The organism is Massilia sp. Masssp93, from assembly GCF_059491295.1.
This window is the reverse complement of sequence record NZ_CP168502.1, coordinates 3,683,752-3,697,973: the sequence shown is the minus strand read 5'-3', so window position 1 is coordinate 3,697,973 and position 14,222 is coordinate 3,683,752. Positions and strand designations below refer to the sequence as shown.

General features: G+C 69.0%; 10 protein-coding genes and 1 pseudogene. 5 read left to right on the top strand and 6 right to left on the bottom strand.

Annotated features, from left to right (window positions below; all coding sequences use genetic code 11):
- Window positions 1-14: 14 nt before the first annotated feature.
- Window positions 15-1,595, bottom strand: a complete 1,581-nt coding sequence (locus ACEN9Q_RS14865; protein ID WP_495625125.1) for an isocitrate lyase — start codon at window positions 1,593-1,595, stop codon at window positions 15-17.
- Window positions 1,596-1,704: 109 nt separating this feature from the next.
- Here ACEN9Q_RS14865 and ACEN9Q_RS14860 point away from each other — a divergent pair, with 109 nt between their 5' ends.
- From ACEN9Q_RS14860 to ACEN9Q_RS14840, 5 genes and pseudogenes are all read left to right on the top strand, one after another.
- A complete protein-coding gene (locus tag ACEN9Q_RS14860) occupies window positions 1,705-2,091 on the top strand; it encodes a hypothetical protein (RefSeq protein WP_495625124.1) in 387 nt (128 codons plus the stop codon).
- Between the two features lie 18 nt (window positions 2,092-2,109).
- A pseudogene (locus ACEN9Q_RS14855) lies at window positions 2,110-3,051 on the top strand (substrate binding domain-containing protein).
- Window positions 3,052-3,160: 109 nt separating this feature from the next.
- Window positions 3,161-3,913: an SDR family NAD(P)-dependent oxidoreductase gene (locus tag ACEN9Q_RS14850; RefSeq protein ID WP_495625123.1), complete on the top strand. Its 753-nt coding sequence runs from the start codon at window positions 3,161-3,163 to the stop codon at window positions 3,911-3,913.
- A gap of 25 nt (window positions 3,914-3,938) precedes the next feature.
- A complete protein-coding gene (locus ACEN9Q_RS14845) occupies window positions 3,939-4,148 on the top strand; it encodes a tautomerase family protein (protein WP_056436019.1) in 210 nt (69 codons plus the stop codon).
- Window positions 4,149-4,246: 98 nt separating this feature from the next.
- Entirely contained in the window at window positions 4,247-4,684 is a 438-nt protein-coding gene (locus ACEN9Q_RS14840) for a DoxX family protein (protein WP_495625122.1), read from the top strand.
- A 413-nt stretch (window positions 4,685-5,097) separates the two neighbouring features.
- On the opposite strand, the gene ACEN9Q_RS14835 is transcribed toward ACEN9Q_RS14840, so the two are convergent.
- The 5 genes from ACEN9Q_RS14835 to ACEN9Q_RS14815 all read right to left on the bottom strand — a co-directional run bounded on the left by ACEN9Q_RS14835 (window position 5,098) and on the right by ACEN9Q_RS14815 (window position 14,053).
- Window positions 5,098-6,018, bottom strand: a complete 921-nt coding sequence (locus ACEN9Q_RS14835; RefSeq protein WP_056436014.1) for a diguanylate cyclase — start codon at window positions 6,016-6,018, stop codon at window positions 5,098-5,100.
- On the bottom strand, window positions 6,015-9,494 hold the full coding sequence (locus ACEN9Q_RS14830) for a hybrid sensor histidine kinase/response regulator (RefSeq protein WP_495625121.1): 3,480 nt from the start codon (window positions 9,492-9,494) through the stop codon (window positions 6,015-6,017). Before ACEN9Q_RS14830 ends, ACEN9Q_RS14835 begins: the two co-directional genes overlap by 4 nt.
- Before the next feature lie 4 nt (window positions 9,495-9,498).
- Window positions 9,499-10,869, bottom strand: coding sequence for an oxygenase MpaB family protein (locus ACEN9Q_RS14825; RefSeq protein WP_495625120.1), 1,371 nt, complete (start codon window positions 10,867-10,869; stop codon window positions 9,499-9,501).
- Window positions 10,866-11,732, bottom strand: coding sequence for a carotenoid biosynthesis protein (locus tag ACEN9Q_RS14820; protein ID WP_495625119.1), 867 nt, complete (start codon window positions 11,730-11,732; stop codon window positions 10,866-10,868). The genes ACEN9Q_RS14825 and ACEN9Q_RS14820 overlap by 4 nt, the downstream gene beginning before the upstream one ends.
- A gap of 65 nt (window positions 11,733-11,797) precedes the next feature.
- The gene (locus tag ACEN9Q_RS14815) at window positions 11,798-14,053 is read right to left on the bottom strand and encodes a TonB-dependent receptor (protein WP_495625118.1); all 2,256 of its coding nucleotides are present in this window, start codon (window positions 14,051-14,053) and stop codon (window positions 11,798-11,800) included.
- Window positions 14,054-14,222: the final 169 nt, after the last annotated feature.

The window sequence follows — 14,222 nt, the reverse complement described above, 5'->3', positions numbered from 1 at the left end:
GCAGCGAGAACCGGTCAGAACTGGTTCATGGTGTTGTGCTTGCCGCCGGCCTTCAGCGCGGCGTCGCCGCTGAAGTAGTCCTTGTGGTCGTCGCCGATGTCCGAACCGGACATGTTCTGGTGCTTGACGCAGGCGATGCCCTGGCGGATTTCCTTGCGCTGCACGCCGGCCACGTAGCCCAGCATGCCCTGGTTGCCGAAGTAGTCCTTGGCCAGGTTGTCGGTCGACAGGGCGGCCGTGTGGTACGTCGGCAGCGTGATCAGGTGGTGGAAGATGCCCGCATCGCGTGCCGCGTCGGCCTGGAAGGTGCGGATACGCTCATCGGCGACCTTCGCGAGGATCGAGTCGTCGTACTCGGCGCTCATCAGGTGCGCGCGGTCGTAGGCCGAGACGTCTTCGCCGCGGTCCTTCATGCCGTCGTACACCTGCTGGCGGAAGTTCAGGGTCCAGTTGAACGACGGGCTGTTGTTGTACACGAGCTTCGCGTTCGGGACGACCTTGCGGATTTCCTTCACCATGCCGCCGATCTGGCCGATGTGCGGCTTCTCGGTTTCGATCCACAGCAGGTCGGCGCCGTTCTGCAGCGAGGTGATGCAGTCGAGCACGCAGCGCGCTTCGCCGGTCCCTTCGCGGAACTGGAACAGGTTGCTGGGCAGGCGCTTCGGACGCAGCAGCTTGCCGCCGCGCTGGATCACGACGTCGCCGTTCGCCAGCGCCGTCGGTGCCACTTCTTCCACGTCCAGGAAGCTGTTGTACTGGTCGCCCAGGTCGCCCGGCTCGCGGGTCACGGCGATCTGCTTGGTCAGGCCGGCGCCCAGCGAGTCGGTACGGGCCACGATGACGCCGTCGTCCACGCCCAGTTCGAGGAAGGCGTAGCGCACGGCGCGGATCTTGGCCAGGAAGTCCTCGTGCGGGACCGTGACCTTGCCGTCCTGGTGGCCGCACTGCTTTTCGTCCGACACCTGGTTCTCGAGCTGGATGCAGCAGGCGCCCGCTTCGATCATCTGCTTGGCCAGCAGGTACGTCGCTTCCGCGTTGCCGAAGCCGGCGTCGATGTCGGCGATGATGGGCACGACGTGGGTCACGAAGTTGTCGATCTTGTCCTGGATGGCGGCGCGGGCGGCGCCTTCGGCGTTGTCCAGCTGGCGGAACAGGCCGCCCAGTTCACGCGCGTCGGCCTGGCGCAGGAAGGTGTACAGCTCCTTGATCAGGGCCGGGACCGCGGTCTTTTCGTGCATCGACTGGTCCGGCAGCGGGCCGAATTCCGAGCGCAGGGCGGCGATCATCCAGCCCGACAGGTACAGGTAGCGGCGGTCGGTGTTGTTGAAGTGCTTCTTGATCGAGATGAGCTTCTGCTGGCCGATGAAACCGTGCCAGCAGCCCAGCGACTGCGTGTACTGGGACGGATCGGCGTCGTAGTTCGCCATGTCGCGGCGCATGATGGCCGCCGTGTAGCGGGCGATGTCGAGGCCCGTCTTGAAGCGGTTCTGGGTGCGCATGCGGGCCGCGGATTCGGGATTGATGGCATCCCAGCCGCTGCCGTAGCGCTGCTTGAGGGTGGCGATGGCCTGGATATCGTTTTGGTACTCGGACATGTCGAACTCCATGAAAAGTGAATCGAAGTGGGTGAATCGCATGGGTTCATCATAAGAGATCTGTGTGCATAGATCTTCTGTCTTATATAAGACATAGAACTAAAAATACATGAGTGAATTCAATGGGTTAAGACTATCGTTCCGCAATGCGGCAAGCAATTTTGCTGACTGGAATATTGGAACGATCTTTTGGATGGTCGAAATCCCACATCGTGGAACGGTATTCAGCCGAGTGAAAAATGCCGGGATCGGCCTGCGCGACATGCAGGGCGAAATGGATGGGCGAAAAAAAAGCCCGCTGTTTGGCGGGCTTGAATCTATTTTCTTGGAGGAAGATAGAGGAGACAGGAAGCATGATGCTGCATTGCGTCATTTCCGTCCAATGATGAGTGGTGATAGCAGTCATCCGGATGGCGCATGTCTCCCCGATGCCGCAGGGAATGATGATGCGATCAGCCCGGCTGGTATGATGCCCCCGTATCGATACACCATGTAATGAATCGGGAGCGCACCGGTGAGCCGCCAATTCGACGACATCCTGCTCGGCAGCATCGAGCTGTTCTGCTCCGCCGCGGAACTGGGCAGCTTCACGGCCGCGGCGACGGCGGCCGCGGTCACGCCGGCCGCCGTCAGCCGGGCCGTGTAGCGGCTCGAAGCGCGCCTCGGCGTGCGGCTGTTCGTGCGCACGACGCGAACCCTGAACCTGACCGAAGCGGGCCGCGAGTACTTCGACCAGTGCCGCCAGGCGCTGGCCCAGCTGGTCGAGGCCGAGCGGGCCGTCACCGGGCGCCAGAGCGCGCCGTCCGGCCTGCTGCGCATCAGCATGCCCACGCCCTATGGCCACTACCGCGTGCTGCCGCTGCTGCCGGCGTTCACGCGCCGCTATCCGGACGTGAAGGTCGATTTCCACCTCAGCAACCGCAACATCGATTTCGGCGACGAAGGCTTCGATCTCGCGATCCGCGGCCGCGCGCCGGCCGATTCGACGATGATCGCGCGCGCGCTGGAAGACGCGGAGCTGGTCGTCGTCGCGGCGCCCACGTACCTGAAGCGCGCGGGCACGCCCGCGACGCCGGACGCGCTGCGCGACCATAACTGCATCCAGTTCGCGCTGCCCAGCACGGGCCGCAACATCCCCTGGCTGTTCAAGTCGGACGGCGAGGACGTCGAACTGCCGACCAACGGCCTGTACGGCTGCGCCGAGGACATCCTGGGCGCCGTGACCCTCGCGCGCGCGGGCGGCGGCATCTTCCAGACCTACCGCTTCATCGTCGACGCCGACATCCGGGCGGGCGATCTCGTGGAACTGCTGCCGGCCCACGGCGGCCGCACGCGTCCGTTCTGCCTCATCTATCCGCACAACCGCCACGCGCCGCTGCGCGTGCGCGCCTTCGTCGATTTCCTCGTCGAGCACCTGCGCGGCCCCCGCCTTGCCGGCAAGCGATTCATTACATGATGTATCGATTGTCTTTCTTGAACCCATCTTTTTCCACGTTCGGCTTGTTCCTATAGTTGTCTCCATGGACGGCGCAACCGGCGCCGCCCGGACAACCAAGGAGAAGAGCATGAACGCAGCAGCACATCGACGTCGTACGGTCGTCATCACGGGCGCCTCGAGCGGCATCGGCCTCGCGCTGGCCCGCGCCTACCTGGAGCGGGGCGACAACGTCGTCGGCAATGCCCGCGGCGCGGCGCGCCTGGACGCCGCCGCGGCCCAACTGGGCAACCCGGCCAACTTCGTCGGCGTCGCCGGCGACATCGCCGACCCGGCCACCGCAGCGGCCCTGTTCGCGACGGCGGTCGCCCGCTTCGGCCAGGTCGACATCCTGATCAACAACGCCGGCATCTTCACGGCGAAACCGTTCCACACCTACACGCCGGAAGAAGTCGACCGCCTCGTCGACACGAACCTGAAAGGCTTCTTCTACCCGTCGCAACAGGCCGCGGCGCACATGGCGGCCCGTGGCGACGGCCATATCGTGACGATCACGGCCAGCATCGCCGTGCAGCCGAACGCCAGGGTGCCGGCCCTGCTGCCGGTGCTCGTGAAAGGTGGCCTGAACAGCGCGACCCGCGCGCTGGCGCTGGAACTGGCGGCGCACGGCGTCAAGGTGTCCGCCGTCGCGCCGGGCATCATCGAGACCCCGCTGTACGCCGACTACGAAGGCACGCGCGCCTTCTACAACACGCTGGCGCCGAGCGGCACGACCGGCACGACGGACGACGTCGTCGACGCCGTGCTGTATTTGACGGACGCCCGCTTCACGAGCGGCGTCGTGCTGGGCGTGGACGGCGGCGCGACCGCGGGCACGTGGTGACCGGCGCAGCGACAAGGAGACGAGCATGCCCTACATCCTCATCCAGGTGACCGACGACGGCGTCACGAAGGAACAAAAGGACGCCCTGATCGCCGGCGCGACCGACCTCATGGTGAACGTCTTGAACAAGGACCCGGAAGCCACGTTCGTCGTCATCGACGAAGTGAACCCGGACAACTGGGGGCACGGCGGCGAGGCCGTGAGCAGGCGCCGCCGGCGCGCGGCGGCCGGCTAGCACGTTGCCCGCGCAGACGTATCCATCGAAAGACGGAGCCGCAATCGGGGGCGCGGGTGTAGATTCGGGCGATCCGAATCCACCGCAAAGGAATATCCATGACGACTCCCGAACTCGACCTCACCCGCGCCCCCGCCGCGCGCGCCGCATCCGCGCCGGCCTTCGACCACACGGTGCGCACGGCCGGGCGGATGCTCGTCGGCGTGCTGTTCCTGTGGGCCGGCATCGACAAGGTGACGGGCTGGCAGGGCGCGCTGCAGGAAGTGGTGGCGGGCGGGCTGCCGGCGCCCACCTCGATGCTGGCGCTGACGATCCTGCTGCAGGTGGCGGGCGGCGCGGCGATCGTCGCGGGACGCTGGCTGCGGCCGGGCTGCTGGGCGCTGGCCGGGTTCACGGCGCTGGCGACGGTGCTGTATCACGGCTTCTGGCACGCGGCCGGCGCGGCGCGGCACGCGGAGCTGATTCCGTTCATGGAGCACGTGTGCATCGTGGGCGGGTTGCTGGTGGTGTCGACGTTGGAGACCCGGCGCGGCTGACCATTGCGTCGACCGCTTGCCGTCCACGCGTCCGACGTCCGCCGGCGCGGACGCGATTCATTCCACGGCACGTATCACCGCGTGGGCGGAGGCCGCCCACCCTACCCAATATGCCGCATCCCGTAGGGTGGGCACTCCGTGCCCACGCGATGCAACCGCCGACGCGGCCGCAACGACGCCGCATGCGGTAGGGTGGGCACCCCGTGCCCACGCGATGCAACCGCCGACGCGGCCCGCAACGACGCCGCATGCGGTAGGGTGGGTACCCCGTGCCCACGCGATGCAACCGCCGACGCGGCGCGCAACGACGCCGCATGCGGTAGGGTGGGCACCCCGTGCCCACGCGATGCAACCGCCGACGCGGCCCGCAACGACGCCGCATGCGGTAGGGCGGGCACCCCGTGCCCGCCGATTCAATCGGCCAGCGCCGTCCGCCACACCACCCGGTTGCGGCCTTCCTGCTTGGCGCGGTACAGGTGCTCGTCCGCCGCCTCGAACAATTCGGCCGCGCTTTCCGGGCCGTGTCCGCCGAGCGTCACGCCGCCCACGCTGACCGTGAGCACCGACGCCACCTGCGACGCCGCGTGCGGCAATTCCAGGGCGGCGATCGTCGCGCACACCTCGTCCACCACGTGGCGCGCCTGGACGGCGTCCGTGTCCGGCAGCAGCAGCACGAATTCCTCGCCGCCGTAGCGCGCCGCCAGGTCGGCCGGGCGGCGCAGGCCCGCGGCCGTCGTGCGCGCGACGGCGCGCAGGGCGCGGTCGCCGGCCGGGTGGCCGTAGTAGTCGTTGTACTGCTTGAACGCATCGATGTCGAGCAGGGCCAGCGACAGCGGCCAGCCGTTGCGCTGGGCGCGCTGCCACTCCTGCGCGTACAGCTCGTCGAAGCGGCGCCGGTTGGCCAGCTCCGTCAGGCCGTCCACGTGCGCCAGGCGTTCCAGCATGCGGCGCTGGCGCACGAGCTGCAGGTGCAGCGCCACGCGCGCCATCACGACGGTGGCGTTGAACGGCTTGGCGATGTAGTCCGCGGCACCCAGCTTGAGGCCGTTCGCCTCGTCTTCCGGGCGGCCCAGGCCCGAGATGAAGATGACGGCGATCTGCTCCAGCTGCGGGTCGGCGCGCAGCCGGCGCAGCACTTCGTAGCCGTCCAGGTCCGGCATCATCACGTCGAGCAGGATCAGGTCCGGCGCGTGGCGCGCGGCCCGTTCCAGCGCCTGTTCGCCGTTCTTCGCCAGCAGCACCGTGTATTCCGGCTTGAGCAGCTCGGCCAGCACCTGGCGGTTGATCGGGTCGTCGTCGGCGATCAGGACTTTCTGCGGTTCGACGTGGTTCACGATGCGGCCTCCATCTGGGTGTCGACGGCGCGCTCCAGCGCGTCGAGGTGGACCAGTGCGCGCTCGTACTCGATCTCGTCGACCGCGGCGCGGATGGCGCAAAGCGGCGCCGCGTGGCGCGCGTCGGTCAGCACGCCCTGCAGTTCGGCCAGCGCATCCTCGGCGCGCGCGTCGTCCGTTTCCAGGAAGCCGCGCAGGCGCGCCAGCAGGGCGCCGGCATCGAGGCCGCTGACGGCAGGCGCCTGGGCGGCGCCGATGCGGGAGAGGCCCAGCAGCACGCTGTCCAGCGCCACGATCAGGTCCGGCGCCAGCACCGACACGCGTTCGGCGCGGCCCGAGCGCAGGTCTTCCTCGAGCGTGCCGGCCAGCAGCGCCAGCGGCGCCGCGCCGATGTAGGCGGCGCCCGATTTCAGGTTGTGCGCCAGCGCCTGCAGCGGCGCGTAGTCGCCGTGCGCCAGCGCGTCGCGCATCGACTGCGGCGCGTTCACGTATTCCTGCAGGAAGCCGGCGATGCGGCGGCGCAGGCGCTGCTGCTGGCCGCCGGCGGCCGCCAGCGCGCGGTGCCAGTCGACGCCGCGCACGGCCGGCAGGCTTGCCGCCGCCGCGCCGGCCGGCGCCGGTTCGGCGCGCGCCGCTTGCGCCGGCACGCGGCCGGCCAGGCGGGCCGGATCGATCCATTTCACCAGGGTGCGCAGCAGCAGGTCCGGGTCGATCGGCTTGACGACGTGGTCGATCATGCCCGCGGCCAGGCTCTTTTCGCGGTCGCCGGCCATCGCGTGCGCCGTCATGGCGACGATCGGCAGGGCGGCGCAGCCGGGCAGGGCGCGGATGGCGCGGGTCGCGGTGAAGCCGTCCATCCCGTGCATCTGGATGTCCATCAGCACGAGATCGTAGTCGCCGTCCTGCGCCATGCGGATGGCCTCCGGGCCGCTGGTGGCGGCGTCGACCCGCATGCGCGCCACGGCCAGGAAGTCGAGCGCCACCTCGCGGTTGTTGGCGTTGTCGTCCACCAGCAGGACGCGCGCGCCGGCCAGGCGGTCGGCGTCGGGCCGCTTGCCGAAGGCGGGTTGCGCGGCCGCGCCGCCGGCCGGCGCGGCCAGGTCGGGACGCAGCACCTGCAGCAGGCTGTCGTACAGCAGCGCCGGACCGACGGGCTTGGTGAGGAAGCCGGACAGCGGCAGGTCGCCTTCCTGCTGCAGCACGCCTTCGCGGGTGCAGGCGCTGACCATCAGGATCGCGGGCGGCGCCGCGAAGCGCGCGTCGGCGCGGATGCGGCGGATCGTCTCGACGCCGTCCCAGCCCGGCATCATGTAGTCCATCAGCACCACCTGGTACGGAGCCTCTTCCTGCACGGCCTGCGCCAGCCGGGCCAGCGATTCCTCGCCGGACGCGACGGCGTCGGCCTGGATGCCGAAGCCGTCCAGCATCTCGACGAGGGCGTCGCGCGCGCCGGGGCTGTCGTCGACGACCATCACGCGCATGCGCTGCAGCGCGGCGCCGGGTGCCGGCGCGGCCGTGCTGTCGGCGTCCGCGATGCTCAGCGGGACCGTGAAGGAAAAGCGGCTGCCCACGCCCGGCGTGCTCGTGACGGCGATCGTGCCGCCCATCAGTTCGACGAGCTGCTTCGAGATCGACAGGCCCAGGCCCGTGCCGCCGTATTTGCGGGTGATCGAATTGTCGGCCTGGGTGAAGGATTGGAACAGGCGCGCCAGCTGGTCGGCGTCCATGCCGATGCCGGTGTCGCTGACGGAGAAGCACAGCACGATGCGGCCGGCCTCGCGCTCGACCACGTCGACGGCGACGACGATCTCGCCTTCCTCGGTGAACTTGACGGCGTTGTTGGTCAGGTTGATCAGCACCTGGCCCAGGCGCAGCGGGTCGCCCACGAGACGGGCCGGCACGCCGCGCGGCACGCAGAACACGAGTTCAACGCGCCTGGCGTCGGTCTTGATGGCGGCGATGCTGGACAGGTGTTCGAGCATGTCGTCGAGGTCGAACGGCACGGCGTCGAGCGTCATGCGGCCGGCCTCGATCTTGGAAAAGTCGAGGATGTCGTTGATGATGCCCAGCAGGTGCTCGCCCGCGCCGAGGATCTTCCCGAGGTAGTTGCGCTGCTTCGGCGTCGGATCGGCCATCAGCGCGAGGCGGCTCATGCCGATGATCGCGTTCATCGGCGTGCGGATCTCGTGGCTCATATTGGCCAGGAATTCCGATTTCATGCGGGTCGCCGCCTCGGCGCGCAGCATGGCGTCCTGGATGCTCTTCGTGCGCAGGCCCAGGATGCGCATGAACACGAGCATGTCGAACGTGCCGCCGAACTGGGTGGAGTTCAGCGTCCAGTAGGTCGCGTCCAGGCCGCCCTTGATGACTTGCGCCTGGATCGCGGAGCTGACGAAGCTCGCGGCCCAGCCGACGAGGAAGTAGATGCCGACCGTGTCGCCGCGGCGCGCGCGGTTGAAGGCGCCGGGGAGGCCCAGCAGCATCGGCATGATGCCCAGCGAGCCGATGATGGCGACCAGCGCCCCGTCCTCGATCAGGCCGAAGCCGAAGGCGGTGGCGGCGATCACGCACAGCACGGCGCCGGTCTGCATCAGGCGCGGGAAGATGCGGTCGACGCCGGGGCGCGTCAGGGCTTCGCCCACGAACAGGTAGCCGCCGCAGGCCGTCATCAGCGAGATGATGCCGGTGGCGTGCACCGTCGCCCACCGGCTGGTGCCCCACAGGTATTCGGCGCCGAGGCCCCACCAGGCGATGTTGTACATGGCCAGGCCGCCGATCAGCAGCGCGTACTTGGCGAACAGGATCTCGCGCAGGTTGACCCATTGGGCAAGGCTGTACAGCAGCAGGCACAGGAACAGGCCCGTGAGGATGCCCTGCACGAGCCGGTCGTGCAGCGCGTCCTCGTAGAACGTGCCCGGCTTGTCGAAGCTGATCGGCAGGATCTTGGGGCCGTTCGTGTCCACGCGCAGCAGCACGTCGTAGGTCACGCCAGGGTCCAGGTGCAGGAGGAATGCCGGCACCGGGCCCCCGCGCGCGATCGTGCCGCGCTCGCCCGTGCGTTCGGAGCCGCCCTGCGCATGGCGTTCGACGTGGCCGGCGCGCACGAGCCAGACGTCGACGCGGTTGAGCAGGCCGAAGTCGACCTTGAGCGCCCATGCGCCGTCGGTGCCCGCCGTCGCCTGCACGGGAACGCGCACCCACACGACGCCTTTTTCCATGCCCAGCGTGGCATAGGCCGCATTCGGCGCCGTGAAGCGCCCGGGCGCCGCGATGAGATCGGCGGCGTCGAAGCGGCCTTCCGGATCGCGCAGCAGCGTGACGGCGGGCCAGGCTTCGACGTGGGCCGCGGCGTCGTCCAGCACGAGCGGCGCCTGTACGGCATGCGCGATGCCCAGCACGGAGAGCAGCGCAAGCAGCAGCGCGAGCGCGAACCGGCGCGGGCCGCGCGATGGGGTCGATAAAGGCAGTGCGAACATCGTTTTATCCTTGACGGGCGGCGGGCGCGCCGCGCCCGGTGAGGCGGCGCTCGAGGGCGTTCACCCAGCGCGGCGCCCTGGCGTCGTTGTGCCACGACTGGACGGCGTCGCTGACTTCCTTGCGCAGCGTGGCCGGCAGTTTCAGCGGGCGGGTTTCGTCCATCAGCAGCTTGGCGGTGAGCTGGTAGCCGAGGATGCGCGTGACGAGGCGCGAGATCGAGAAGCCGGGGAACACGAGGCGCCCGATGGCGTCGATGCCGCGCACGAAGGCAAAGCCCAGCACGAACAGGCCGCGCGACAGCAGCGACACACGGCCGTCCAGGCCCAGGTCGCACGACGCCTTCTTGCCGACCAGGTGGCGCGTCAGCAGCACGGGGAAGGGTTTCAGCACGCGCGGCGGAATATAGCGCTGCATCGTCGCGACGAGCGCGCCGGCCAGCGCCGGGCGCGGGTCGGATTTGCGAACCTGGCGGCGCGCGCTTGCCTGCAGGTCGTCGAACATGCGGGCCGCATCGGTCATCGTGTCCGTCATCAGGCCGGGCTCGATGCCCAGCACCCAGCCCAGCACGTTCCACGTGTGCATGTACGCTTCCTCGTCGCCTTTGGAGAGGCCGAGGCCGAGGCGGCGCAGGCCTTGCAGGAACACGTAGTTGAAGGTCAGCAGCGTGTACGCCAGTTCTTCCTGGTTGCAGGGCAGGCCGAGGCGGTCGACGTCCCAGCCGTGCGCATACAGCACCTGCGGCATCGTGCCGCCGAGCGCCAGGAGGCGGGGCAGGCGGCGCGGCGCGACGAGCGCGTCGGCCACGTGGCCGCGCAGCACCAGGTAGCGGATCATGGCGTGGATCAGGCGCACCTTGATGGCCTGGGCGACGCCGCCGCCGGCGGGGGCCGTGAGGCCGCCGTGCATCATGACGGGGAAGATCATGGCGGCGGTGGCGCGCACGCGGTAGTCCGTGTGCTGTTCCAGTTCGCCGGCCGCGTGCAGCACGGCGGCCAGGTCGGGCATCACATAGCATTGCGGCAGGCTGGCGCAGAACAGCAGCGTGCACGAGGCCATGCTCATTTCCATGAACAGGACTTCGGCCCGCGCGATTTTCGAAGCGATGGCCCAGTCAGGCAGCACGCGCGCCTGTTCGACGTAATCTTCCAGCGCGGCGGCCATCTCCGGGGGCAGGCCGGGGCTGGCGCGCCAGCCGTCCAGGTCCCCGTTCAGCTGCCAGCGTGCGATCTCCTTGTTCAGGACACCGATCGTCGCCATGTCCGGACCGCCGCTCTGGCCGGGGCCGAGGATGCGCCCGATGGTGGCGTCGGCCAGCGGATCGGCGCGCAGGGTCGGATTGTCGGCCAGGCCGGGTTCGAGGTCGTCGCGTTTCATGCTGCCTCCTTCAGTGCAGCGGCCGGCAGCGCGGCGGCGGGTTGGACGTCGGCGGCCGGACGGGCCAGGACGCCTTGCCAGCGCAGCAGGCCGGCGACCGCCGCCAGCAGCGGGAAGCCCATCGCGAACAGGGCGATCGTGCGCGCTTCGACGGGATAGCCGAGCAGCACCTGGAACACCATCAGCCCGGCATACACGCCGAGCGGCACGAGCACGTGGCGCGCGGTCGGCGGAACGGCGGCGGCCGGGCGCACGCGCGCGAGGCGGCGGAAGGCGAACAGGATCGCGAACGACACGGTCATCCAGCCGGCGAAGCCCTGCACGGTCTCGCCGAACCACCAGCCGTCCGTCTTCGCCATGATCCAGGCCTTGAGCACATACACCATGTACGGATCGACGCCCAGGTCATAGCACGTGACGACCGTCGCGCCCACCAGCGCCAGGATGGCGTCGTGGCCGGGCGACGCGGGCGCGTCGACGGGGTCCTGCCACACGATCAGGTTGGACACCACATAGCCGATATACGCGAGCGCGAACCACATCATCGGGATCACGACGGGCACGTCGCCCAGGCGCGGTCCGAGCACGGGCGTGTACGCGTAGCTGCCGAAGAACCAGCCGTACGAGGACCCCAGCTGTTCCGCCAGCCAGCCGAAGCCCGTGGCGATGGCGACGAGGCGCAGCGCGGCCCCGGCGCCGAGCAGGTGCGCGGCGCTGGCCCAGCAGCAGCCGAACATCACGAGCGAGCTGGCGACGAGCAGCATGGTGCTCTCGCCGCCGATGCGTCTGGCGAGGACGAGGAGGAAGATCGCGAGAAGGATGGCGGAAACGACAGGCAGACGACGGTGCAGCAACGGGGGCATAGTAGGCTCCAGGGGCACGACGTAACGATAAATGCGGCCGCCGGGGTGCGGCGGCCGCGGCAGGATCAGAAACGGTAATCGAGGCGGACGTCGGCCGTGCGCGGTTCGGTCGGCACGGCCAGGCCGGAGGAACTGATCGTCATCGGGCGCACCTCGTTTTCGAGGTTGCGCACGCGCGCCAGCACGCGCCAGCGGGCGCCGTCCGGTTCCCAACCGAGGTGCAGGTCGGATTCCGTGTGGCCGGGGACGCGGTACTTCAGCCCCGCCTGCGGCACGGCGAGCAGATAGCTCGCGCTGGCGCGGGTGCCGACGCCGCCCGACAGCAGGCCGCCGGCGAGATGCAGGCTGTGTTCCCAGCCGAGCGACAGGGTGCGCGCCGGCGTGCGATCGAGCTTGACCCCGGCCCAGGAATGCACGCCGTCCGGCGCGTAGCTGGCGTAGTGCGCGTCGAGCAGCGTGAGCGCGTACGTGAAGCGGTCGGCGCTCGTCGCGAGCACCTGGCCGTCCGCTTCCAGGCCGCGGATGCTGGCCTGGCCGGCATTGGTCGTCTCGTAGCGCGGCCGGCCGTTCACGACGACTTCGTTGGACAGCTGCAGGTTGCGGTAGTCGTAGTGGAACACGGCCACGTTCAGGCTCGCCCGGCGGTCCCAGAAGCGGGTCTTGACGCCGGCCTCGTAGGCGCGCACGGTCTCGGGCCGGTACGTGAGGCTGGCGGCCGGCAGCGCGCTGGCCGCGGGACAGCCGATGCCGCCGCGGTTGTCGCCTGCCGCGCAGCCGTCGTTGAAGCCGCCGGCCTTGTAGCCGGTCGCGATCGAGCCGTAGACGAGGGTGGCCGGTGCGAGATCGTAGTCGAGGCCCAGGCGCCACGTCGTCTTGTCGGTCGAAATGCTGCCGGCGTTCAGCTCGCGCAGGTCGGTGGCCGCGTTGAACGTCGGGGTGCCCTGGTAGCCGATGTAGCCGGTGCGCGACTTGTCGTCCTCCGTGTAGCGGGCGCCGGCCGTGGCGCGCAGGCCGTCCGCGAGGCGGTAGGTCGCCTGCCCGAACACCGCCTTGCTGCGCGACTGGACCGGGTCGTTGCCGAACACATAGTAGGGCGGCAGGCCGACCGCTTGCAGATCGCGGAAATAATAGACGTCGCGCGCGCGTTCGCGGAACCAGTACACCCCGCCCTGGGCGCTGAACGGTCCGGCGCCGTTGGTGGCGAGGCGCAGTTCGTGCGAGTCCTGGTTGTAGCTGCCGTCGAACGGCTGGCGCACGCCGAGCGCGAACGTCGGCGCGACGCGGTAGTAGAAGTTGTACAGGTAGTCGTGGTCGAAGCTGCGGTGCGCACCGAGCCACGACAGCGTCGCCGGTCCGAGATTCCAGTTCAGTTCCGCCGTCAGGGCGGACGTCGTCTTGTGCGAATGGCCCTGTTCGAAGCGCGTGTTGGGGGGATTGAAGCGGTAGGTCAGCTGGCGGTTGGTCGAATCGCCTTTCCACACGGGGTTGCCGGTCGCGATGCCGTCGTAGAAGTTCGAATCGGGGACCGTGCCGTCGTTGTTGCTGTCGTCGCGGCTCGCTTCGTAGCGCACGAGCAGGGACGCCTTGTCGCCCAGCGCCAGCTTCGCGGACAGGCGCGCGGCGCGGTCGTCGCGATCGAGACCCAGGCCGCGCGGCGTGCCGGCGCCGTTCTTCAGGTAGGAATCGTGTTCGTTCCAGGTGGCCGCGGCGCGCAGCGCGAGCATGGCGTTCACGGGCACGTTGACCATGGCGCCGACCTTGCGCTCGCCCCAGTTGCCGAGGGTGGCGTTGACGTCGCCTTCGAAGCGGTTCACGGGCGCCTTCGTGATGACGTTGACGACGCCGGCCGTCGTGTTGCGCCCGTACAGCGTGCCCTGCGGACCGCGCAGGACTTCCACGCGGTCGACGTCGTACAGTGCCACGTTCTGGCTCTGCGGCCGTGCGACGTACACGCCGTCGACCATGAACGCGGCCGACGGATCGCCTTTTTCCGTGACGTCCGCATTCGACACGCCGCGGATCGTGATGCGCAGCCCGTCGTACGAGTTTTCCAGATAAGTGTTGGGCAGCCGGGCGGCGAGCGCGCCCGGCTGGTCGGCGCCGATCTTGTCCAGATCGTCGGCCGTGAGCACGCTCAGCGCCACCGGCGTCTTCGATGCCGGCGCGGCCGTGCGCTGCGCCGTGACGATGACTTCCTGGATGCCGCCGGCCTGTGCGCCGGCCGTCTGCGCGCACGCGGGCGCAACCGTCGTGCCCCATGCGATCGCCGCGATCGACATGGCGAGCAGGCTAGGGGTCAACCGACCCTGCTGTTTCTTCATGAACTACCCCAGTTTTATATGCGTAAGCTTGGTTCGCCGTGCACCGGGCACGGTCGCCGCCTGCGTGAATTTTCGTGAGATTGTATTGCAGGCGGGTGAAACGGAAGAGTCTAACAGGTAGTGCGAACGGGCAATAGTGTTGAGTTACCACAAAGTGATGCAAGAATGT